Below are 19,951 nucleotides of genomic sequence, written 5' to 3' on the forward strand. Positions count from 1 at the left end.
GCTCCGCACAACGTGGATGTCCCCCCCGCGGGGCGTTCCCCCACGACGGGACGGGGCGTTACGGCCCCCCCCCCGCACCCCCCCTTCCCCTCCCCCGTCAGACCAGCAGCCGCGCCAGCGACACCGCGCCCGCCAGGCCGTCCGGTACGGAGGACGGCACGAGCCCCGCAGCGCGCACCCGGGCGGAAAGGCGGTCCAGGAGCGGCCCGCCGGGCGCCAGGAGACCGCCGGTCACCACCAGCGGCTCCCCGGGCAGCGGATCCAACGCCCGTACCGTCGCGGCCAGTTCGTCCGCCGCGCGGTCGAGGAGCCGGACGGCGACGGCGTCCCCCGCGTCGGCCGCGGCCACCACCAGCGGGCTCAGCTCCGCGAGCCGGACCGGGTGGGCGGCGTACGCGAACCCGACCACGCGCTCCTTCGTCAGGCCTCCGCAGAGCTCCTCCACCGGGCCCGCGAGGGCGGTGGCCGGGCCCCTGCCGTCGAGGGCCCGGAGCACCGCACGCAGCGCCTCCCGGCCCAGCCAGAAGCCGCTGCCGGCGTCCCCGAGCAGCCAGCCGTCGCCGTCCACCGCGCGCACCATGCGGCGATCCGCGATCCGCGCGCCCGCCGCCCCGGTGCCGGCGATGAGGACCAGGCCGTCGGCCGGAGTGCCGGGCCCGGCCGCGAAGGCCACCTCCGCGTCGCCGCGCACCTCGACCCGCGCCGGAGCCGCGCCGACCTCCGCGAGCGCGGCCGCCAGCGCCGTCGCGGCCCGCTCCCTGCCGCCGCCGGGGCCGCCGCCCGCGAAGCCCGCCACGACCGCGGCGACCGCTCCCCCGCCGCCCGGCGGCACCGCCCCGCGCAGGGCCTCGGCCAGATGCCGTACGAGCGCGTCCGCCGGCACGCTCAGCGCGTTGCCCGGGCCGCCCGTGCCCTCGCCCAGCGTCCGGCCGGTCACCGCTTCGGCGAGCCGCGCCCTGGTCCGCGTACCGCCCGCGTCGAGGCCGACCACCCGTTGAATCCTGGATTCGTTCATCAGGCCGCATGCTGGTTGATAGATTCACCCGGTCACAAGACCCCGGAAGGCTCTCCCGCATGATCACCGCACTGATCCGCTCCGAACTCCCCCGGATGTCCGGCTCCTTGCGCAAGGTCGGCGACTGGGTGCTCGCCGATCCGGCGCGCGTGGCCGGGCTCTCCGCGGCCGAGCTGGGCCGCCGCACCGGTACCTCGCAGGCGACCGTGACCCGCTTCTGCCACGCCCTCGGCCTCGACTCGTACCAGCGGCTGCTGCTCGAACTCGCCAGGGAACAGGGCCAGGAGAGCGCCGAGCCGCGGGAACACCGGCCCCTCGGCCCCGAGATCGGGCCCGACGAGCCGCTCGACCACGTCGTCGCCGCCGTGGCCCGCGCCGATCTCGCCGCCCTGCGCGCCACCAGCGAGCAGCTGGACCTGGAGGCCCTGGAGCGGGCCGCCCGCGCGCTCGCCCAGGCCCGGCGGATCGACGTCTACGGGGTCGGTGCCTCCGGGGTGCTGGCCCTGGAGACGCAGGCCCGGCTGTTCGGCATCGGCTGCGAGGCCCGCGCCTGGACCGAGGTGCACGCGGCGGAGACCTCCGCGGCCCTTCTGACGCCCGCGGACGCGGTCGTCGCGCTCTCCCACTCGGGCGCGACCCGCGAGGTCCTCGGACCGCTGCGGCTGGCCGCCGAGCGGGGCGCCGCGACCGTGGCCGTGACCGGCGACCCGCGCTCCCCGGTGGCCCGCACGGCGGGCGTCCACCTCACCTCGACCGCCGCGCCCACCGGGTTCCGGCACGGCGGCTTCGGCACCCGGCACTCGGTGCTGCTGATCCTCGACTGCCTCTACGCACGCGTGGCGCAGCTGACCTACTCGCGGGCCACGGCCGCCCTCGCGCTCACCGCGCACATCGCCGACGGCCACCGCGGATGACACGGGAGAACACCGCCCGGACATGACGAACGGGCCCTGGCTGCTCAGGACCCGTTCGTCATCGTGTCATCGTGTCGCGCTCAGATCTCGCCGCGGAGCTTGGCGAGCGCCTCGGCGAGGATCGCCTCGCCGTCCGCGTCGCTGCGCCGCTCCCGTACGTACGCGAGGTGCGTCTTGTACGGCTCGGTGCGCGGCGGGTCCGGCGGGTTGTCCCGGTCCTGGCCGGCCGGGAAGCCACAGCGCGGGCAGTCCCAGGTGTCCGGCACCTGTGCGTCGCTGGCGAAGCTCGGCTGGGTCTCGTGCCCGTTCGAGCACCAGAAGGAGATGCGGAGACGCGGTGCCGACTCGCCCCGCTCGGCCTCCCCCATCGGCCCCGCTCCGACCCGGCTTCCCCGGATCGCGTTGCCACTTGCCACGGTCGTAACTCCCTGCGTGATGGTGCTCGAAGATGCCCCAGTCTACGTAAGGCCCAACGCGCGTCCAGTGATTGGAGTTACCCGTCCAACTTCATCAGCAGACCAAGTACGACAATGCACGCGAACCACAGCAGACCGACCACGACGGTGATGCGGTCGAGGTTGCGTTCGGCGACCGAGGAGCCACCGACGGACGACTGCATGCCGCCACCGAACATGTCGGAGAGGCCGCCGCCCTTCCCCTTGTGCATCAGCACGAGCAGCATCAGCAGCGCACTGAAGACGATCAGGGCGATCGAGAACCCCATAACCACGGCTGGACCAACTTCCTCGGACTTATACGGACGGGGGCCGGGCATCGTACCTGCCCGACCCCCGCAAGGGTACGACGGATCTCCCCCGCCGCCTACATCATCACTGGTCGCGGAACCGGACGATCTTGACGAACTCGTCGGCGTCCAGCGAGGCACCGCCGACCAGCGCGCCGTCGATGTCGGCCTGCGCCATGATCTCGGCCACGTTGCCGCTCTTCACGGAGCCGCCGTACTGGATGCGGACCTTGTCGGCCAGCTCCTGCGAGTACAGCTCGGCGAGCTTGCCGCGGATCGCCGCGCAGACCTCCTGCGCGTCGTCGGCGCCGCAGACCTTGCCGGTGCCGATGGCCCAGACGGGCTCGTAGGCGATCACGACGGACTCGGCCTGCTCGGCCGGGACGCCCTTCAGACCGCCCTCGACCTGGGCCAGGGTGTGCGGGACGGCGTTGCCGGCCTCGCGGACCTCCAGCTCCTCGCCGACGCAGAGGATCGGGGTGATGCCGTGCTTGAAGGCGGCCTTCACCTTGGCGTTGCAGACCTCGTCGTTCTCGGCGTGGTACTGGCGGCGCTCCGAGTGGCCGACGGCCACGAAGGCGCACTTCAGCTTGGCCAGCATCGGACCGGAGATCTCACCGGTGTACGCGCCGGAGTCGTGCGCCGAGAGGTCCTGGGCGCCGTACTTGATCTTCAGCTTGTCGCCGTCGACCAGGGTCTGCACGGAGCGCAGGTCGGTGAAGGGGACCAGGACGGCGACCTCGACGGCGTCGTAGTCCTTGTCGGTCAGGGCGAAGGCGAGCTTCTGGACGTGGGCGATGGCCTCGAGGTGGTTGAGGTTCATCTTCCAGTTGCCCGCCATCAGCGGGGTGCGAGTGCTCAAGGTGTTCAGTCCTCCAGTGCGGCGAGGCCGGGAAGCGTCTTGCCCTCGAGGTATTCGAGGGAGGCGCCGCCGCCGGTCGAGATGTGGCCGAACGCATTCTCGTCGAAGCCGAGGGTGCGCACGGCGGCGGCCGAGTCACCGCCGCCGACGACGGTGAAGCCGGGCGAGTCGAGCAGGGCCTGCGCGACGGCCTTGGTGCCGTTCGCGTAGTCGGGGTGCTCGAAGACGCCCATGGGGCCGTTCCAGAAGACCGTGCCCGCGTCGGCGAGCTTCGCCGCGTAGAGCTCGCGGGTCTTCGGGCCGATGTCCAGGCCCTCCTTGTCCGCCGGGATGGCGTCGGAGGCGACGGTCTCGTAGGTGGCCGGGGCCTTGGTCTTCAGGTCCGGGAACTCGGCCGAGACCAGGACGTCGACGGGGAGCACGAACTCGACGCCGCGCTTCTCCGCCTCCGCCAGGTACTCCAGGCACTTGTCCTTCTGGTCCGCCTGGAGCAGCGAGATGCCGACCTCGTGGCCCTTGGCGGCCAGGAAGGTGTAGGCCATGCCGCCGCCGATGAGGATGCGGTCGGCCTTCTTCAGCAGGTTGTCGATGACGCCCAGCTTGTCGGAGACCTTGGCGCCGCCGAGGACGACGACGTAGGGCCGCTCGACCTCGTCGGTGAGCTTCTTCAGGACGCCGACCTCGGTGGCGATGAGGTAGCCGGCGTAGTGCGGCAGCTTGCCCGGCAGGTCGAAGACCGAGGCGTGCTTGCGGTGGACCGCGCCGAAGCCGTCGCCGACGTAGAGGTCGGCGAGCCCGGCCAGTTCGGCCGCGAAGGCCTCCCGCTCGGCGTCGTCCTTGGAGGTCTCGCCGGCGTTGAAGCGGAGGTTCTCGACGACGGCCACCCGGCCGTCGGTCAGGGCGGCCACGGTCGCCTTGGCCGACTCGCCGACGGTGTCGGTCGCGAAGGCCACGTCGGCGTCCAGCAGTTCGCCGAGGCGCTCGGCGGCCGGCGCGAGCGAGAAGGCCGGGTCCGGGGCGCCCTTGGGGCGGCCGAGGTGCGAGGCCACCACGACGCGGGCACCGGCGTCGGCGAGCGCCTTGACGGTCGGGACCACGGCGCGGATGCGGCCGTCATCGGTGATGGTGGTGCCGTCGAGGGGCACGTTGAGGTCGGCGCGGACGAACACCCGCTTGCCGGAGACGCCCTCGGCGAGCAGCTCGTCGATCGTCTTCATCTGTATCTCTGACTCCTTGGTACACGCGGTGGAGCACACGACACAGGGCTCGCGCAGTGCGTCATCGCACTGCCCGAGCCCTGCTTCACATCGAAAGCCCGCCCTAGAGCTTAGAGCTGGCCGCCGACGAAGACGGTGAGGTCGACGAGACGGTTGGAGTAACCCCACTCGTTGTCGTACCAGCCGAGGACCTTGACCGAGTTGCCCTCCTGGACCATCGTCAGCGACGAGTCGAACGTGCAGGACGCCGGGTCGCTCACGATGTCCGAGGAGACGATCTCGTCCTCGGTGTAGAACAGGATGCCCTTGAGCTCGCCGTCCGCGGCCTTCTTGAACGCGGCGTTGACCTCGTCCTTGGTGACCTCGCGGGAGAGCTCCACGACCAGGTCGGTGACCGAGCCGGTCGGGACCGGGACGCGCATGGCCATGCCGTCGAGCTTGCCCTTGAGCTGCGGGAGGACCAGGGCGGTGGCCTTGGCGGCACCGGTCGTGGTCGGGATGATGTTCTCCGCGGCGGCGCGGGCGCGGCGCAGGTCCTTGTGCGGGAAGTCCAGGATGCGCTGGTCGTTGGTGTACGCGTGGACCGTGGTCATCAGACCGCGGACGATGCCGAAGTTCTCGTCGAGGACCTTGGCCATCGGCGCGACACAGTTGGTGGTGCAGGACGCGTTGGAGATGACGTGGTGGTTGGCCGCGTCGTACTTGTCCTGGTTGACGCCCATGACGATGGTGATGTCCTCGTCCTTGGCCGGAGCCGAGATGAGGACCTTCTTGGCGCCGCCGGCGAGGTGCTTCGCGGCGTCCTCGCGCTTGGTGAAGATGCCGGTGGACTCGATGACGATGTCGACGCCCAGCTCGCCCCACGGGATGTCGGCCGGGTTGCGCTCGGACAGCACCTTGATGGTGTGGCCGTCGACGGTGATGGTGTCGGCGGTGTGGCTCACCTCGGCCTTGAGGCGACCCAGGATGGTGTCGTACTTCAGCAGGTGCGCCGTGGTCGCGGTGTCACCCAGGTCGTTGACCGCCACGACCTCGATGTCGGCACCCTGCTCAAGGAGCGCGCGGAAGTAGTTGCGACCGATACGGCCAAAGCCGTTGATGCCTACGCGGATCGTCACGAACCGATCTCCTCGTTAGGTACGCCGGGTTTCGACGCCCGGCGAGCTTCTCTTTTTGGGATGTCCCCGACCGCTTACGACCCTACCTCTCCGGATGGCTCCGCGTGACATCGCGTGCAGCCGTATGCGCCCGGAAACTGCGGGAAAAAGGCCGACAGCCCTTACCTACCAACGGGTAAAGGCTGTCGAGGGACCTTGGTCCCGACTACACGGAGTGACGAAAACCGGTGCTCGCCTGAGCAGCCGATTCAGCGTCGGAGCGAAGTAAGCGCCCTTCTGACCAGAGCTGCCCGTTCCGCCGCATTCGGGAGGTGCTCCAGACCGAAGCCGAAGAGCACGGTGTCACGGGTGGTGACCGCCGCCTGGGAGTGGAACAGCGCCTCGGAACGGGTCCAGTCGCTTCCGTTCCCGGGACTTCCGGCCGGCGGTCCCGGTACGGACCAGGCACCCGTTCCGGTCTCGAAGCCCTCGGTGTCGCCGACGGCGCCGGCGTTCAGCCGCAGGTCGTCGACGAAGACGCCCGTCTCGCCGGTGCCCGGGTCGGAGACGTACGAGATCGCCAGCTCGACCCGCTTGCCCGCGTAGCGGCTCAGGTCGACGCTCGCCTGCCGCCAGCCGTTGGACGGGCCGGTGAAGGCGTTCCAGGCGCCGGTGGTGCCGGTGGCGGTGCAGCCGTCCTGCCCGACCGTGAGGTAGTGGGCGAGGAAGGGGTGGTCGCGGACGTAGTAGCCCTCGCCGCAGTCGGCGGGCGGCTCCGCCGAGGTGCCGCCGTTGGCGTCGGGCAGGGTGGTCCAGTCGTCCTGGCCGACGGTGTGGGCCTCCACGATCAGGTTGTCGTAGCCCGGCTCGGTGTCGTAGCTGACCTGGAAGGTCAGGTTCGGCTTCGAGGCGGCGTCCACGCCCGTGAGGTCCACGGTCCGGCTCAGCCGGCCCCAGGTGCCGTCCGTGTGGCGCAGCGCGGCGAACCGGCTGCCCGCGTACGGCTCGAAGGGCGTGCGGATGCCCGGGTAGTCGCCCGCGGAGGCGCTGGACGCGAACTGCGGGAAGCGGTCGGGGGCGAGGCTGTCGGAGGTGACGGTGTAGGCGCCGGCGTTGTCGAGCGGGTTGTCGTCGGCGGCACCGAGTGCCGCTCCGCTGCCGCCGAGCCGGCCGGAGCCGGCGAAGGACGGCGGGGCGTTCAGTCCGGCCCGGTGGAAGGCGCCGAGGTAGTACTGTGCGAAGTCGTTGGACTGGGCGCGGCCGATCCGCGCGAGGCCGCCGGACTTCTCGCCCGCGTTGATCAGTTTGCCGCCCTCGTTGAGGTAGGCCCGGACGGCGAGCAGCGTGGCTCCGGAGGGCTGCTCGGCGCCGGTGTACCAGACGACGGTGCCGAAGTGGCCGAGCACCCCGAGGGTGTCCGGCGTGCCCTGGGTGGCGACGTCCCAGACGGCGGCCTTGCGGCCGTTCGCGGCGAGCGCCTTCACATAGGCGTCCGTGTGCCGCGCGGCGCCGGTACCGCCCTCCTCGGCGAGGACCAGGACGTCGGCGCGGGGCCGCTCGGCCACGGTGTACGTGAACGGGGCGGACGTGGTCGCCTTCCCCTCGCGGGTGCGGGCGGTGTACCAGACCTCGACCTCGTCGCCGGGCCGCGCGCCCTCGACCTCGGCGCGGTACTCGTCGAAGTAGAGGTTGTCCTCGCCGCCGAAGGTCTCGCCGCCCTTCCAGGGCTCCAGGCCCTCGCGGTGGGTGCGGCCGCCGTTGATCCGGTAGTTGAGGGTCTTGGCGCGCAGCGACTTGCGGGCGGTGACGGCCACCTCCTGGGCGTCGCCGTTCGCGTACGAGGTGGTGAAGGCGTCCGGGGTGAAGTCGGGGGCCTCGATGCCGACCGGGGACACCGGGCGGTCCGGGTGGGCGGCGGTCTCGGCGACGGCGAGCGCGAACGGGATGTTCTTGGCGAACTCGGCCTGGATCAGCTTCTCGTCGTCCGGGAAGGTGAACACGGAGGCGCAGTCGGCCGGGTCCCAGGAGTCGTTCGGGTCGACGCGGGAGGCGGTGGCGCAGGTCGACATCTCCGGGGTGAACATCTGCATCCCGTTGACGTTGGCGGCGTGTCCGTCGGCCTCGCCGTTGGTGATGTAGAGCTCGGAGGAGACCTGGGGGCGGTAGCCGGGGACCGCGGACTTCTGCGGGGTGCCGGCGAGCGCCTTGAGGGCCACGTCGTCGGGGGTGTCGGTGGCGACCTGCCAGCCCACGCCGTAGAGCAGCAGCTGAGCGGCGGAGTGGTAGTTGATGCCGTACGCGAAGCCGATGCGCTTCTCGAAGGCGTCCAGGGCCCGGGTCTCGGGCTCGGACATGGGTCCGGGGCCGCGGAAGGTCTCGTCGGCGGGGTCGGGCGAGGAACCCTCGTCGTCGTAGCCCCACTTGTAGGCGAAGTTGCGGTTGAGGTCGACGCCGTCGCCGGGCTCGATGCGCCCGTCGCCGTTGTTGTCGCGCAGGTTCTTGCGCCACTGGCGGTGGGCCGGGTCGGCGTGGGTGAAGTCGTAGCCGTCCGGGTTGGCGGAGAGCACGAACCACAGCTCGGTGGTGTCCACCAGCCTGGTGATCCGCGGGTCCTTGCCGTAGCCGTCCAGGTAGTGGTGCATCAGCCGCCGGGTCATCTCCGGCGTGATCCACTCGCGGGCGTGCTGGTTGGACAGGTACAGCGTGGCGGGCTTCGAGCCGTCCTTGGTCTTCGCGGCGCCCTTGCTCACCTTGAGGGCGAGGATGTCCTGGCCCTTGAGGGTCCGGCCGATGGAGACGACCTTGGTGAGCCCCGGGTTGGCCCGGGCGGTGTCCAGGATCTCCTGCTTGAGGCCGCCCTTGCCGCCGTACGGGCGGAAGACGCCGTCACCGGCGGCCGCGACCCGCTTCTCGGCCTGGGCGCCGATGGTGTGCTCGGCGATCTCGACGCCCCGCCGGCGCAGCTGACCTGCCTGCGCGTCGGTGAGGTAGAGCTCCACGGTGGCGGTGCCCCGGTCGGGCACCTGCTCGGTCAGTTCGTGGGCGTCGGTGCCGGCGTCGAGAAGGAGCGGCACCTGCTCCTTGGTGACCTTCGCCCGCCACACGGAGACGTGTTCGAAGTCCCCGTCCTGTGCCGCGGGTCGCGCTCCGGCGGCGGGTGCCGTCGCCAGACCCGCGATGACCAGAGATGCCGCGGCGAGGATCGCTCTCGCTCTGCGCCTCATCAGCCCCCCTTGCTGTCGTCTGCCACGAATGTGAACAGACGCCAGGCTCGTGGTGGCTCATACCCCTGTCAAGGGTGCGTACGGCGCGTCGGAGGAAGCCGGAAAACGGAACTGCCGGTACCTCAGAAAGGCACCGGCAGTGGGGAGTTGGAGGATCGCCCGGCGGATCGGCGGACGGTCCCGGCTCAGCCGACGAGGCTGTCGTCCAGCTCCTCCGTCAGGTTGGACTCGGTCCCGGGGATGCCCAGGTCCTGGGCCCGCTTGTCGGCCATGGCGAGCAGCCGGCGGATCCGGCCGGCCACCGCGTCCTTGGTGAGCGGCGGGTCGGCGAGCGCTCCCAGCTCCTCCAGCGAGGCCTGCTTGTGCTCCATGCGCAGCCGGCCCGCGGCGGCCAGGTGCTCGGGCACCTCCTCGCCGAGGATCTCCAGGGCCCGCTGCACCCGGGCACCGGCGGCGACCGCGGCGCGCGCGGAGCGGCGCAGGTTGGCGTCGTCGAAGTTGGCCAGCCGGTTCGCGGTGGCGCGGACCTCGCGCCGCATCCGGCGCTCCTCCCAGGCCAGCACCGACTCGTGCGCGCCGAGCCGGGTCAGCAGGGCGCCGATGGCGTCGCCGTCGCGGACCACGACCCGGTCCACGCCGCGGACCTCGCGGGCCTTCGCGGCGATGGAGAGCCGGCGGGCGGCGCCGACCAGGGCGAGCGCGGCCTCGGGGCCGGGGCAGGTGACCTCCAGGGAGGAGGAGCGCCCCGGCTCGGTCAGCGAGCCGTGGGCCAGGAAGGCGCCGCGCCAGGCCGCCTCCGCGTCGCAGGTGGCCCCGGAGACGACCTGCGGGGGAAGACCCCGGATCGGCCGGCCGCGGCCGTCCACGAGACCGGTCTGGCGGGCCAGCTGGTCGCCGCCCGCGACCACGCGCACCACGAAGCGCGAGCCGCGGCGCAGCCCGCCGGGCGCCATCACGATCAGCTCGGAGCTGTGTCCGAAGATCTCCAGGATGTCCCGCTTGAGCCGGCGGGCCGCCATCGCCGTGTCCAGCTCCGCCTCGATCACGATCCGGCCGCTCACCAGGTGCAGCCCGCCCGCGAACCGAAGGATCGACGAGACCTCGGCCTTCCTGCAGCAGGTCCGGGTGACGGGGAGCCGGGAGATCTCGTCCTTCACCGCTGCCGTCATCGCCATGGGCCGATCCTTCCATGCATCCGAAAAATACGGTCGTACGCGGCGGCCAACAGCTCCGGGTCGTGCTTCGGAGCACCGTCGGGCCTGGCCACCGGCGCCAGCTCGACCGCGGCGCCGAGCCGCTTGGCGGCTTCGGCGAGGGGCTCTCTTGCCGACGCGTCGGGCACGGCGGCCTCGTCGGCCAGCACCACGTCCAGGGCGAGTTTAGGGGCGTGTCGTGCCAAAACCTCCAAATGACGCTGCGGGGAGAAGCCCTCGGTTTCTCCGGGCTGCGGCGCGAGGTTCAGCGAGAGCACCCGGCGGGCCTTCGTCTCCATGAGGGCGTCGAGCAGCTCCGGGACCAGAAGGTGCGGGATCACCGAGGAGAACCAGGAGCCCGGGCCGAGCACCACCCAGTCCGCGTCCAGGACGGCCGCGACCGCCTCGGGCACGGCCGGCGGGTCGTGCGGCACCAGGTGCACGGACTGCACCTCGCCGGGCGTGAGCGCCACCGTGGCCTGGCCGCGAACGGTGTCCACGTCGTGCGGGCGCGCCGGGTCGTGGCCCTTGACCAGGGCCTGGAGCTCCAACGGCACGGCGGACATGGGCAGCACCCGGCCCTGGGCGCCGAGCAGCTTGCCGACCAGGTCGAGGGCCTGCACCGGATCGCCGCCCAGCTGCTCCCAGAGGGCGACGATCAGCAGGTTGCCGACGGCGTGGCCGCCCATCTCGCCCTTGGACCGGAAGCGGTGCTGGATGACCCGGGCCCAGGTCTGGCCCCAGTCGTCGTCACCGCAGAGCGCGGCGAGCGCCTTGCGGAGGTCTCCCGGGGGCAGCACGCCCAGCTCCTCGCGGAGCCGGCCGCTGGAGCCCCCGTCGTCGGCGACGGTGACCACGGCGGTCAGGTCGCCGGTGATGCGGCGCAGGGCGGCGAGGGAGGCCGACAGGCCCATGCCGCCGCCCAGAGCGACGACCTTGGGCTGGGCGCCGCGCCTGCGGAGCGTACGGCGCACCGAGAGGGTGGACGTACGCCGGCGGTACGGCTTCACTCGCGCCCCATGTCCCGGTGCACGACGACGGTCTCGACGCCCTCGGAGGCGAGGCGGGCGGCCAGCTTCTCGGCGGTGGCGACGGAGCGGTGCTTGCCGCCCGTGCAGCCGACGGCGATGGTCACGTAGCGCTTGCCCTCGCGGCGGTAGCCGGCGGCGATCAGCTGGAGCAGCTCGGTGTAGCGGTCCAGGAACTCCTTGGCACCGGGCTGGTTGTAGACGTAGTTCGCGACCTCCTCGTTGAGGCCGGTGAAGGGGCGCAGCTCGGGGACCCAGTGCGGGTTCGGCAGGAAGCGCATGTCGACGACGAGGTCGGCGTCGACCGGCAGTCCGTACTTGAAGCCGAAGGACATCACGGTGGCCCGCAGCTCGGGCTCCTCCTCGCCGGCGAACTGGGCGTCCATCTTGGCGCGCAGCTCGTGCACGTTGAGGCTGGAGGTGTCGATCACCAGGTCGGCGTCGCCGCGCAGCTCGCGCAGCAGGTCGCGCTCGGCGGCGATGCCGTCGACGATGCGGCCGTCGCCCTGGAGCGGGTGGGGCCGGCGGACCGACTCGAAGCGCCGGACCAGGGCCTCGTCGGAGGACTCCAGGAAGACGATCCGGCGGGTGACCTGCCGGGAGTCCAGGTCGGCCAGGGAGTCGCGGAGGTTGTCGAAGAACTGCCGGCCGCGGACGTCGACGACGACCGCGATCCTGGCCACGTTGCCCTGGGAGCGGGCGCCGAGCTCCACCATGGTGGGGATCAGCGCGGGCGGCAGGTTGTCGACGACGAACCAGCCGAGGTCCTCCAGGCACTTCGCCGCGGTGGACCGGCCGGCGCCCGACATGCCGGAGATGATCACCAGCTCGGGGATGGCCGCGTCGCCGTTGTTCTCGGCCGCCGCGGGCTCCGGGGTGCCCGTACTCATGTCTGGTGCTCCGTCTTCGTACGTGTGCTCGTGCTCGTCGTGCTGATCGTGTTCGTCGTGCCGGTCGTGCGTGGTCATGCGGTGGTGCCCCCGTCGTCTTCCATGATCTCTCCTGTTGCCGTGTTCACGGCGGGCGCGGCCGGGGCCGCCTGCGCGAGGGCCACGGCCACGGCCTCGGCCGTCTTGCGGCCCATGCCGGGGACCTCGCAGATCTGCTCGATTGTCGCCTGCCGGAGCCGTTTGACCGAGCCGAAATGCTTGATGAGGGCTTGTTTCCGGGTTTCGCCGAGACCCGGGATCTCGTCCAAGGGGCTGCTGCGGATGCGCTTGTTGCGCTTGGACCGCTGGTAGCGGATGGCGAAGTCGTGAGCCGTGTCACGTACCCGCTGAAGGAGGTACAGGCCCTCGCTGGTGCGGGGCAGCACCACCGGGTCGTCCTCGCCCGGCAGCCAGACCTCCTCCAGCCGCTTGGCGAGGCCGCAGACGGCGATGTCGTCGATGCCGAGCTCGTCCAGGGCCCGCCGGGCGGCGGCGACCTGCGGCTGCCCGCCGTCGACGACGACGAGCTGCGGCGGGTAGGCGAAGCGCTTGGGCCGCCCGTCCTCGTCCCGGCCCTCGGCGGCAGCGGCGTCCGCCGGCACCTCCCCGTCCACCCACTCGCCGGTCTTCTCCTTCTCGGCGAGATAGCGCCGGAAGCGCCGGCTGACGACCTCGTGCATGGACCGGACGTCGTCCTGCCCCTCGAAGCCCTTGATCTGGAAGCGGCGGTACTCGCTCTTGCGGGGCAGCCCGTCCTCGAAGACGACCATGGACGCCACGACGTCCTGGCCCTGGAGGTGCGAGATGTCGAAGCACTCGATCCGCAGCGGCGCCGAGTCCAGGTCCAGCGCCTCGGCGATCTCCTCCAGGGCCCGGGAGCGGGTGGTCAGGTCGCTGGCCCGCTTCGTCTTGTGCAGCACCAGCGCCTGCTGCGCGTTGCGCGCGACCGTCTCCATCAGGTCCTTCTTGTCGCCGCGCTGCGGGATCCGGAGGGAGACCTGGGAGCCACGGCGGCCGGAGAGCCACTGGGTGACGGCGGAGGTGTCCTCGGGCAGGGCGGGGACCAGCACCTCCTTGGGCACGGCGTCCCCGTTCTCCTCGCCGTACAGCTGCTGGAGCGCGTGCTCGACGAGCCCCGCGGTGTCCACGGCCTCCACCTTGTCGGTGACCCAGCCGCGCTGGCCGCGCACCCGGCCGCCGCGGACGTGGAAGATCTGCACGGCCGCCTCCAGCTCGTCCTCGGCGAGGGCGATCAGGTCGGCGTCGGTGGCGTCGGCGAGCACCACCGCGTTCTTCTCCATGGCCTTGCGCAGCGCCTCTATGTCGTCGCGCAGCCGGGCGGCCTTCTCGTACTCCATGTCCTCGGCCGCGAGCATCATCTGCTTCTCCAGGCGGCGGATGTACGTCCCGGTGCGGCCGGCCATGAAGTCGCAGAACTCCTCGGCCAGGTCGCGGTGTTCCTCGGGCGTCACGCGGGCGACGCAGGGCGCCGAGCACTTGCCGATGTAGCCGAGGAGGCACGGCCGCCCGGCGGAGGCGGCATTGCGGAACACCCCGGCGGAGCAGGTGCGTACGGGAAAGACCCGCAGCATGAGGTCGACGGTCTCGCGGATGGCCCACGCGTGCGCGTACGGCCCGAAATAGCGCACGCCCTTCTTCTTGTGCCCGCGCATGACCTGGACGCGCGGGAACTCCTCGTCGAGCGTGACGGCGAGGTACGGATAGCTCTTGTCGTCCCGGTACTTCACGTTGAACCGGGGGTCGAACTCCTTGATCCAGGAGTACTCCAGCTGCAGCGCCTCGACCTCGGTCGACACGACGGTCCACTCGACGGAGGCGGCCGTGGTCACCATCGTCGCCGTGCGCGGGTGGAGGCTCGCCAGCGGCTGGAAGTAGTTCGCCAGGCGCTGGCGCAGGGACTTCGCCTTCCCGACGTAGATCACCCGGCGGTGCTCGTCGCGGAATTTGTAGACCCCCGGCGAGTCGGGGATCTGTCCCGGCCTGGGGCGGTAGCTGGAGGGGTCGGCCATGGTCCCCACCCTACTGGCGGGGACCGACACTCAGGCGGCGCGCGCTCGTTGCCCGGACATGACGAACGAGGCTTCAGGACGGCTGGCGGACCGGGTGTGCGTGGTCACCGGCGCGGCGAGCGGGATCGGCCGGGCGACGGCGCTGCGCTTCGCGGCGGAGGGCGCGCGGGTGGTCGCGACGGACGTGGACGCGGGGCGCCTCGCCACGCTCGGCGACGAGGTGGTGACGGTCGTCGGCGACGTCTCGCTCGACGCCGACGCCCGCCGCATGATCACCACCGCGGTGGAGCGCTTCGGGCGCCTCGACGTCCTGGTGGCGAACGCGGGAGTGATCCCCCTCCTCGACGTCACGGAGGCGAGCGCCGCCGACTTCGACGAGGTGATGGCGGTGGACGGCCGCGGCATGTTCCTGACCTGCAAGTACGCGATCGAGGCGATGCTCGGCACGGGCGGCGGCGCGATCGTGTGCACGTCATCGGTCTCCGGCGTGGCGGGCCAGGCGCGGCAGGCCGTGTACGGCCCGGCGAAGTTCGTGGCGACGGGCCTCACCAAGCACCTGGCGGTGGAGTGGGCCCCGCACGGCATCCGGGTCAACGCGGTCGCGCCCGGCACGATCGAGACCGAGCGCGTGGCCGCGGTCCGCCACGAGCCGGGCGGCCCGGAGTACCTGGACACCGTCGCCCGCGCCCACCCGATGGCCCGCTTCGGCCGCCCGGAGGAGGTGGCAGCGGCCGTCCTCTTCCTGGCCTCGGACGAGGCCTCGTTCGTGACGGGGGCGGTACTGCCGGTGGACGGCGGATATCTGGCGCAGTGAGCACAGAGACCCCGGCGGGAGCGGCAGGGGCCGGAGAAGGCGGAGCGGAGGTGGCGCCGGACGCGGGTCCGGACACCACCTCCACGAAGGCCCCGGCCGGCGGCCGGCCTCGGGGCGCGGCCGGCCCCGGGGTCCGGCCGGCGCCTGGGGTGGTGGCCGGACTCAGGATCAGCGACCGGCCCACAGGGACGCGACGGTCCCGGGGGCGACCCGACGGCCCGGAGGGCTGCGGGGTGGCGGCCGGACCCAGGATCAGCGACCGGCCCACGGGGACGCGACGGTCCCGGAAGCGACCCGACGGCCCGGAGGGCTGCGGGGTGGCGGCCGCACTCAGGATCAGCGACCGGCCCACGGGGACGCGACGGTCCCGAGGGCGACCCGACGGCCCGGACGGCTGCGGTGGGCCCAGGGCGGCCCGGCGGTCCGGAGGGTCGCCCGGGGTGCCCCCGGCGCCCCGACGAGCCCCCGGGCGCCCCGGCGAGCCCCGGGGCGCCCGGGGGTGCCCGCGGGGCCCCGGGGGGTTACCGGGAGCGTCGGCGGAGTGCCGCCGTGGTGCCCAGCGCGAGGGCGAGGACCGCGCCCGCGCCGGCCGCGGTGGAGGCGGCGGTGACGGCGGGCTCGTCGTGGGCGGCCGGTGCGGCCGACGCGGGGCCCGCGGGCCCGGTGCCGTAGCCGCCCGCCGCGCCCTTCCTCGCGTACGCGGAGCCCGGAAGCTTGTCGCCGTACGCCTTGCCCACCCGCTCGCGGTAGGCGGCCAGCGTGGTGCCGCCGGCCCCCACGGCCCGCACCGCGTCCTCGTCGAGCGGCAGCACCTTCGTGCCCTTCTGCACGTACCACGCGTCGATCTGCGGCTCGCGGAACACGGTCCCGCCGGGCAGCACCCGCCCGCCCTGCCGCGCGTAGCGCACCTCGTCGTCGCCGGTGGCGATGTTCACCACCTGCCAGCCGCCGCCCGCGGTGCGCACGGTCCAGAGGGAGGCCGCCCGGCCGTCCGCCGCGACCGCCTTGCTGGCGTGGAACTCGACCCGGGCCACCGGTGCCCCCGGCTTCCCGGCCACGAAGTCGGGCGACAGGATCCGTACGGGCACCGAGGCGCCCTCGATGCGGGGCCGCTCCGCCGCCCGGGCGGCGAGGGCGCCGTCCCGGGCGAAGAAGCGGGCCACCGTGTCGAGCGTGCGGGGCGCGGCGGCCGCCTGTTCCGGGCTCGCCGCGGTCGGCAGCGGCTCGGCCGCGTCGGCGGGCACCGCGCCGAGGAGGACGAGGACGGCCATGCCCAGCAGACCGGCGCCGCCGGCGCTCAGGGCGCGTATCCGTGCGTTCACCGTCGTCACGCCCCGATCCGGTAGAGCGAGTGGGTCCAGGAGAACGAGCTGTTGTTCACGTACCAGGCGTGCGAGGCCCAGTTGTAGCGGTCGCTGGACGGCCACGGATCGCCCCAGTACACCCAGCTGTTGGCGTCGTCGTAGCCGTAGACGACGTGCATGTGCCCGCCGCCGCTCGACCACTGGATCCGGGTCTCGACCGGCCGGTCGGCGTTGATCTCGGTCTGCACGGTCGAGTAGCGCAGCCAGCCGTTCACGTACGAACCGGGGTTGATGCCCGCCCAGCTCAGCCCGTCCTGGACGTTGCCCAGGGTGGCCTGCCAGTTGGGGCAGTCGTAGCCCTGCTGCCGGCCGAAGGCGGCGTTGCAGAACTGGTTCTGGCTGTAGTTCCGGCCGAACCAGGTGGCGATGGTGTTGCCGCCGGCCGCCCAGCACCAGTTGGTCTTCTGCTGGGCCTGCATGGTGATGTTCAGCCGCTTGGAGGCGAGGGCGGACACGCCTTCTCCGGCCGCGTCCTCGCCGGTCGGCGCGGCGGACGCCGGGGCGGCGGGGACGAGGAAGAGGGCGGCTGTGGCGGCGAGTGCCGCGAGGACCTTTCTGCTGCGCATCGCGTTCCTCCCGTGGTGGGGATCGGAGGAGAGGTGGGGAGAGGAGCGCGTCCGGACGCTGGTCTGGAGCATCGGACGTTGTCCGGATCCGGTCAACACGCTTCAATGCGGGGTGACGGCGGGCTGTGAACGGTGTGACCCGGGTGTGAACGGCCGTCCCCGGCCCACCAGCCCGCCCGTCGGGCGGCCGTGTGCTCCGCCTCCCCCTGCCGTGAACGTTCACTGAGGAGTCCTCGTGGGTCACACCGAGGCCGATCTGGCGCAGTTGCTGCACACGGGGCCGTTCCATCTGGCGCTGCGCACGGCACTCGCGGTGCGCGGACTGCCGCTCCAGCGGGTCCAGCACCATCTGGCGCACCGGGGCGTGAAAGTCGGTGTGACGTCGCTGAGTTACTGGCAGCAGGGAGCCCGGCGGCCGCAGCGGCCCGAGTCCATGAAGGCGGTCCGCGCCCTGGAGGAGGTGCTCCAGCTGCCCGGCAACTCGCTGATCCGGCTGCTGCACGAGGACGCCTCCGCCCGTGACGGGGTCGAACGCCCGGCGACCCGCTCGTACCGCTCGCTCGTCGAGGCCTCGGGCGTGGTCGAGGAGCTGCTCGCGGAGCTGGAGTGCCCGGCGGACGGCGGGCTGCACACCGTGGCCCATCAGGAGCGGGTGCGGATCGGGGCCGGACGCGAGCTGGTCGGGCGGGACTCCCAGCACGTGGTGCGGGCGCACCGGGACGGGGTCGACCGCTATCTGGCGATCCACCGGGGTGATCCGGGCTGCGATCCGTCGCGGGTGGAGGTGCGGGCGACGGAGAACTGCCGGACGGGGCGGGTGCGGCGGCACGCGGAGACGGGGGTGCTGGTGGCCGAGCTGCTCTTCGACACCCGGCTGCGGGCCGGGGACACGTATGTCTTCTCGTACGGCTTCGAGGACGGGACGGGCGGTGCGAGCCGGGAGTACGTGCGGGGCTTCAGCTTCGCCGGCGGGCAGTACGTGCTCCAGGTCCGCTTCGACGAGGCGGCGCTGCCGGTGCGCTGCCGGCGGTTCGCGCAGGCGTCGACGGGCGCGCCGCGCGGCGGCCGGGCCGAGCTGACGCTGAGCGGCCGGCACCGCGCGGTGCACATCGTGGAGCAGGGGGTACGGCCCGGGATCCTCGGGATCGAGTGGGACTGGGCCTGAGACCTGAGGCTGACGCCTGAGGCCTGAGTCCGACGCCTGAGGCTTCCGGGCTGGAGCCGGGCCCGGGCGGCGGGCGGCGGGTGTCGGGTGCCGGGTGTGGGGCGCCGGGTGTCGGCGCCGGCGCGCTACCTCAGGCCTTGGGGCCGGCGATCAGCCTGCCGTTCTCGACGCGGACGGGGACCTCGGGGAGCGGCACGGTCGCCGGGCCCTGGAGGGCCTTGCCGGTGGTCACGTCGAAGCGGCTGCCGTGGCAGGGGCAGTTGCCCTCGTTGTTCTCGATCTTGTCCAGGACGCAGCCCGCGTGGGTGCACTGGGCGCTGAAGGCCTTGTACTGGCCCTGGGCCGGGCAGTGCACGAGGACCCGCTGCTCGCGGTAGAGCTTGGCACCGCCGACGGGCACCTCGTCGGGCGCGCCGAGGGCGACCGGGGCGGTCGGCGTGGGGTTCTGGGCGTGGCCCACCTTGGAGTCGGTGGAGCAGGCGGCGACACCCAGCCCGGCGGCCCCGGCGAGGGCGGCGCCTTTCAGTACGGTGCGGCGGGTGGACTGGCCGGACATGAGCGCTCCACGGTGTCGGATCGGGGACAAGGCGGCCCGAGAAGGGACCGAACCGACGATACCGGCGGGTTCGCACACACCGACGGCCGGGTCGGCGGGCGGCCCGAGGCGGCCGGTCCGGACGGCGCGCGGGCGAGCGTTCGGTCCGGCCTGCCGGCGGCTGTCGGCCCGTGCCGGTCATGGGTTACGTTCCGGTACGTGATCGTCGTCGCCGGTGAGTCCCTGATCGACCTGGTCCCCGACGGGGCGCCGGGCCCCCTGGCCCCGCTGCTGCCCCGGCCGGGTGGCGGCCCGTACAACACGGCCGTGGCCCTCGGCCGGATCGGCGCGGACGTGGCCTTCTGTTCGCGCGTCTCGACGGACGCCTTCGGCGAGGTGCTGGTCGAGCGGCTGCGTACGGCGGGCGTGGCGACCGGGCTCGTGCAGCGCGGGCCCGAGCCGACCACCCTGGCGGTCGCCTCGGTGGGACCCGACGGCTCCGCGCGCTACGGCTTCTACGTCGAGGGCACGGCGGACCGGCTCTTCGCGCTGCCCGAGCGCCTGCCGGACGGAGTGCGGGCGGTCGCCTTCGGTACCTGCTCGCTCGCCCTGGAGCCGGGGGCGAGCGCGTACGAGGCGCTGCTGCGGCGCTCGTCGCTGGCCGGCGCCTTCACCCTGCTCGACCCGAACGTCCGGCCCGGCCTGATCCCCGACGCGGACGCCTACCGCGAGCGCTTCGCCGGCTGGCTGCCGTACGTCTCGCTCCTGAAGCTCTCGGAGGAGGACGCCGCCTGGCTCGGCGGCTCCCCGGAGGAGTGGCTGGCCGCCGGTCCGGCCGCGGTGGTCCTGACCCGGGGCGCGGCGGGCCTGACCGTCTTCACCCGCGCGTACGAGGTGTCCGTCCCCGCCGTACGGGTGCGGGTGGTGGACACGATCGGCGCGGGCGACACGGTGAACGCCGCGCTCCTGCACGGTCTCGCGGACCGCCCGGTGTCCGCCCTCTCGGACCAGGACTGGCGCGAGCTCCTCGGGTACGCGGCCCGGGCGGCGGCCGTCACCTGCTCCCGCGCGGGCGCGGAACCGCCGTACGCGCGAGAACTGCGGGAGCCGGGCGAGGGCTGAGCCCCCCGGGCGGCCCTCTCGGACGGTTCGCCGGTCCGGGCCGGCCCGGACGGGTCCGGGCGGTCCGGGCTGGCCCAGACTGGTCCGGGCCGGCCCGCACCAGTCCAGGTGGTCCGGGCGGTCCGGACCGG

Annotated in this window: 18 protein-coding genes; 4 read left to right on the forward strand and 14 right to left on the reverse strand. The window is 72.8% G+C overall.

What is annotated here, in order from left to right; all coding sequences use genetic code 11:
* Nucleotides 1-97 precede the first annotated feature (97 nt).
* The gene (locus tag ACFVGS_RS36600; protein ID WP_385696735.1) at nucleotides 98-1,015 is read right to left on the reverse strand and encodes an N-acetylglucosamine kinase; all 918 of its coding nucleotides are present in this window, start codon (nucleotides 1,013-1,015) and stop codon (nucleotides 98-100) included.
* Between the two features lie 59 nt (nucleotides 1,016-1,074).
* Between ACFVGS_RS36600 and ACFVGS_RS36605 the strand changes: the two genes are divergently transcribed.
* Nucleotides 1,075-1,929 (forward strand): MurR/RpiR family transcriptional regulator, encoded by an 855-nt coding sequence (locus tag ACFVGS_RS36605; protein WP_384421894.1) that lies wholly within the window; start codon nucleotides 1,075-1,077, stop codon nucleotides 1,927-1,929.
* 80 nt (nucleotides 1,930-2,009) lie between these two features.
* On the opposite strand, the gene ACFVGS_RS36610 is transcribed toward ACFVGS_RS36605, so the two are convergent.
* From ACFVGS_RS36610 to uvrC, 10 genes are all read right to left on the reverse strand, one after another.
* On the reverse strand, nucleotides 2,010-2,345 hold the full coding sequence (locus ACFVGS_RS36610; protein WP_003957010.1) for an RNA polymerase-binding protein RbpA: 336 nt from the start codon (nucleotides 2,343-2,345) through the stop codon (nucleotides 2,010-2,012).
* Between the two features lie 77 nt (nucleotides 2,346-2,422).
* The gene (secG, locus tag ACFVGS_RS36615; protein WP_030205174.1) at nucleotides 2,423-2,653 is read right to left on the reverse strand and encodes a preprotein translocase subunit SecG; all 231 of its coding nucleotides are present in this window, start codon (nucleotides 2,651-2,653) and stop codon (nucleotides 2,423-2,425) included.
* A gap of 106 nt (nucleotides 2,654-2,759) precedes the next feature.
* On the reverse strand, nucleotides 2,760-3,515 hold the full coding sequence (gene tpiA, locus ACFVGS_RS36620; protein WP_384421917.1) for a triose-phosphate isomerase: 756 nt from the start codon (nucleotides 3,513-3,515) through the stop codon (nucleotides 2,760-2,762).
* Nucleotides 3,516-3,541: 26 nt separating this feature from the next.
* Nucleotides 3,542-4,753 (reverse strand): phosphoglycerate kinase, encoded by a 1,212-nt coding sequence (locus ACFVGS_RS36625; protein WP_384421893.1) that lies wholly within the window; start codon nucleotides 4,751-4,753, stop codon nucleotides 3,542-3,544.
* A 110-nt stretch (nucleotides 4,754-4,863) separates the two neighbouring features.
* Nucleotides 4,864-5,871 (reverse strand): type I glyceraldehyde-3-phosphate dehydrogenase, encoded by a 1,008-nt coding sequence (gene gap, locus ACFVGS_RS36630; RefSeq protein ID WP_384421891.1) that lies wholly within the window; start codon nucleotides 5,869-5,871, stop codon nucleotides 4,864-4,866.
* 248 nt (nucleotides 5,872-6,119) lie between these two features.
* Entirely contained in the window at nucleotides 6,120-9,074 is a 2,955-nt protein-coding gene (locus tag ACFVGS_RS36635; protein ID WP_385696748.1) for a M14 family zinc carboxypeptidase, read from the reverse strand.
* A gap of 185 nt (nucleotides 9,075-9,259) precedes the next feature.
* Nucleotides 9,260-10,249 carry a DNA-binding protein WhiA gene (gene whiA / locus ACFVGS_RS36640; protein ID WP_030205188.1) on the reverse strand — a complete coding sequence of 330 codons (990 nt, stop codon included), beginning with the start codon at nucleotides 10,247-10,249 and terminating at the stop codon, nucleotides 9,260-9,262.
* Nucleotides 10,240-11,277 (reverse strand): uridine diphosphate-N-acetylglucosamine-binding protein YvcK, encoded by a 1,038-nt coding sequence (gene yvcK, locus ACFVGS_RS36645; RefSeq protein WP_384421887.1) that lies wholly within the window; start codon nucleotides 11,275-11,277, stop codon nucleotides 10,240-10,242. Before yvcK ends, whiA begins: the two co-directional genes overlap by 10 nt.
* Nucleotides 11,274-12,185: an RNase adapter RapZ gene (rapZ, locus tag ACFVGS_RS36650; RefSeq protein WP_384421885.1), complete on the reverse strand. Its 912-nt coding sequence runs from the start codon at nucleotides 12,183-12,185 to the stop codon at nucleotides 11,274-11,276. The genes yvcK and rapZ overlap by 4 nt, the downstream gene beginning before the upstream one ends.
* Before the next feature lie 74 nt (nucleotides 12,186-12,259).
* Nucleotides 12,260-14,254: an excinuclease ABC subunit UvrC gene (uvrC, locus tag ACFVGS_RS36655; protein WP_384421883.1), complete on the reverse strand. Its 1,995-nt coding sequence runs from the start codon at nucleotides 14,252-14,254 to the stop codon at nucleotides 12,260-12,262.
* A gap of 58 nt (nucleotides 14,255-14,312) precedes the next feature.
* Here uvrC and ACFVGS_RS36660 point away from each other — a divergent pair, with 58 nt between their 5' ends.
* A complete protein-coding gene (locus ACFVGS_RS36660) occupies nucleotides 14,313-15,068 on the forward strand; it encodes an SDR family NAD(P)-dependent oxidoreductase (RefSeq protein ID WP_384421882.1) in 756 nt (251 codons plus the stop codon).
* Between the two features lie 521 nt (nucleotides 15,069-15,589).
* On the opposite strand, the gene ACFVGS_RS36665 is transcribed toward ACFVGS_RS36660, so the two are convergent.
* Complete coding sequence (locus ACFVGS_RS36665) at nucleotides 15,590-16,390, reverse strand: hypothetical protein (RefSeq protein ID WP_385696756.1); 801 nt, start codon at nucleotides 16,388-16,390, stop codon at nucleotides 15,590-15,592.
* A gap of 5 nt (nucleotides 16,391-16,395) precedes the next feature.
* Nucleotides 16,396-16,998, reverse strand: coding sequence for a papain-like cysteine protease family protein (locus ACFVGS_RS36670; protein WP_384421880.1), 603 nt, complete (start codon nucleotides 16,996-16,998; stop codon nucleotides 16,396-16,398).
* A 235-nt stretch (nucleotides 16,999-17,233) separates the two neighbouring features.
* Between ACFVGS_RS36670 and ACFVGS_RS36675 the strand changes: the two genes are divergently transcribed.
* Complete coding sequence (locus ACFVGS_RS36675) at nucleotides 17,234-18,163, forward strand: hypothetical protein (protein WP_384421879.1); 930 nt, start codon at nucleotides 17,234-17,236, stop codon at nucleotides 18,161-18,163.
* Nucleotides 18,164-18,293: 130 nt separating this feature from the next.
* Here the strand turns inward: ACFVGS_RS36675 and ACFVGS_RS36680 are convergent, their stop codons facing one another.
* Entirely contained in the window at nucleotides 18,294-18,719 is a 426-nt protein-coding gene (locus ACFVGS_RS36680; protein WP_384421877.1) for a Rieske (2Fe-2S) protein, read from the reverse strand.
* A 198-nt stretch (nucleotides 18,720-18,917) separates the two neighbouring features.
* Here ACFVGS_RS36680 and ACFVGS_RS36685 point away from each other — a divergent pair, with 198 nt between their 5' ends.
* Entirely contained in the window at nucleotides 18,918-19,820 is a 903-nt protein-coding gene (locus ACFVGS_RS36685; RefSeq protein ID WP_384421875.1) for a carbohydrate kinase, read from the forward strand.
* Nucleotides 19,821-19,951: the final 131 nt, after the last annotated feature.

This window comes from Streptomyces sp. NPDC127114 (assembly GCF_042677525.1).
Taxonomy (GTDB): Bacteria; Actinomycetota; Actinomycetes; order Streptomycetales; family Streptomycetaceae; genus Streptomyces.